This is a genomic window from Citrobacter sp. wls615, assembly GCF_005281355.1.
Classification (GTDB): Bacteria; Pseudomonadota; Gammaproteobacteria; order Enterobacterales; family Enterobacteriaceae; genus Citrobacter; species Citrobacter werkmanii.
Map to the genome: position 1 here is coordinate 1 of NZ_SZXM01000009.1, position 2,410 is coordinate 2,410.

Annotated in this window: 1 rRNA gene; it reads left to right on the forward strand. The window is 52.6% G+C overall.

From position 1 onward, the window contains the following. Window positions 1-2,358: ribosomal RNA gene (locus tag FDX04_RS03890) — 23S ribosomal RNA — on the forward strand; the annotation flags it as partial. Between the last annotated feature and the right edge of the window lie 52 nt (window positions 2,359-2,410).

The window sequence follows — 2,410 nt, forward strand, 5'->3', positions numbered from 1 at the left end:
GGGGTGACTGCGTACCTTTTGTATAATGGGTCAGCGACTTATATTCTGTAGCAAGGTTAACCGTATAGGGGAGCCGAAGGGAAACCGAGTCTTAACTGGGCGTTAAGTTGCAGGGTATAGACCCGAAACCCGGTGATCTAGCCATGGGCAGGTTGAAGGTTGGGTAACACTAACTGGAGGACCGAACCGACTAATGTTGAAAAATTAGCGGATGACTTGTGGCTGGGGGTGAAAGGCCAATCAAACCGGGAGATAGCTGGTTCTCCCCGAAAGCTATTTAGGTAGCGCCTCGTGAACTCATCTTCGGGGGTAGAGCACTGTTTCGGCTAGGGGGTCATCCCGACTTACCAACCCGATGCAAACTGCGAATACCGAAGAATGTTATCACGGGAGACACACGGCGGGTGCTAACGTCCGTCGTGAAGAGGGAAACAACCCAGACCGCCAGCTAAGGTCCCAAAGTCATGGTTAAGTGGGAAACGATGTGGGAAGGCACAGACAGCCAGGATGTTGGCTTAGAAGCAGCCATCATTTAAAGAAAGCGTAATAGCTCACTGGTCGAGTCGGCCTGCGCGGAAGATGTAACGGGGCTAAACCATGCACCGAAGCTGCGGCAGCGACACTATGTGTTGTTGGGTAGGGGAGCGTTCTGTAAGCCGTTGAAGGTGTCCTGTGAGGGATGCTGGAGGTATCAGAAGTGCGAATGCTGACATAAGTAACGATAATGCGGGTGAAAAACCCGCACGCCGGAAGACCAAGGGTTCCTGTCCAACGTTAATCGGGGCAGGGTGAGTCGACCCCTAAGGCGAGGCCGAAAGGCGTAGTCGATGGGAAACAGGTTAATATTCCTGTACTTGGTGTTACTGCGAAGGGGGGACGGAGAAGGCTATGTTGGCCGGGCGACGGTTGTCCCGGTTTAAGCGTGTAGGTGTGTGTTCCAGGTAAATCCGGTTCACTTTAACACTGAGGCGTGATGACGAGGTACTACGGTGCTGAAGTGACAAATGCCCTGCTTCCAGGAAAAGCCTCTAAGCATCAGGTAACACGAAATCGTACCCCAAACCGACACAGGTGGTCAGGTAGAGAATACCAAGGCGCTTGAGAGAACTCGGGTGAAGGAACTAGGCAAAATGGTGCCGTAACTTCGGGAGAAGGCACGCTGATATGTAGGTGAAGCGGTTTACCCGTGGAGCTGAAATCAGTCGAAGATACCAGCTGGCTGCAACTGTTTATTAAAAACACAGCACTGTGCAAACACGAAAGTGGACGTATACGGTGTGACGCCTGCCCGGTGCCGGAAGGTTAATTGATGGGGTTATCCGTAAGGAGAAGCTCTTGATCGAAGCCCCGGTAAACGGCGGCCGTAACTATAACGGTCCTAAGGTAGCGAAATTCCTTGTCGGGTAAGTTCCGACCTGCACGAATGGCGTAATGATGGCCAGGCTGTCTCCACCCGAGACTCAGTGAAATTGAACTCGCTGTGAAGATGCAGTGTACCCGCGGCAAGACGGAAAGACCCCGTGAACCTTTACTATAGCTTGACACTGAACACTGGTCCTTGATGTGTAGGATAGGTGGGAGGCTTTGAAGTGTGGACGCCAGTCTGCATGGAGCCATCCTTGAAATACCACCCTTTAATGGCTGGTGTTCTAACGTGGGCCCGTAATCCGGGTTGCGGACAGTGTCTGGTGGGTAGTTTGACTGGGGCGGTCTCCTCCCAAAGAGTAACGGAGGAGCACGAAGGTTAGCTAATCCTGGTCGGACATCAGGAGGTTAGTGCAAAGGCATAAGCTAGCTTGACTGCGAGAGTGACGGCTCGAGCAGGTGCGAAAGCAGGTCTTAGTGATCCGGTGGTTCTGAATGGAAGGGCCATCGCTCAACGGATAAAAGGTACTCCGGGGATAACAGGCTGATACCGCCCAAGAGTTCATATCGACGGCGGTGTTTGGCACCTCGATGTCGGCTCATCACATCCTGGGGCTGAAGTAGGTCCCAAGGGTATGGCTGTTCGCCATTTAAAGTGGTACGCGAGCTGGGTTTAGAACGTCGTGAGACAGTTCGGTCCCTATCTGCCGTGGGCGCTGGAGAATTGAGGGGGGCTGCTCCTAGTACGAGAGGACCGGAGTGGACGCATCACTGGTGTTCGGGTTGTCATGCCAATGGCACTGCCCGGTAGCTAAATGCGGAAAAGATAAGTGCTGAAAGCATCTAAGCACGAAACTTGCCCCGAGATGAGTTCTCCCTGAGACTTTAAGTCTCCTGAAGGAACGTTGAAGACGACGACGTTGATAGGTCGGGTGTGTAAGTGTAGCGATACATTGAGCTAACCGATACTAATGAACCGTGAGGCTTAACCTTACAACGCCGAAGCTGTTTTGGCGAAGAGACAGATTTTCAGCCTGATACAGAT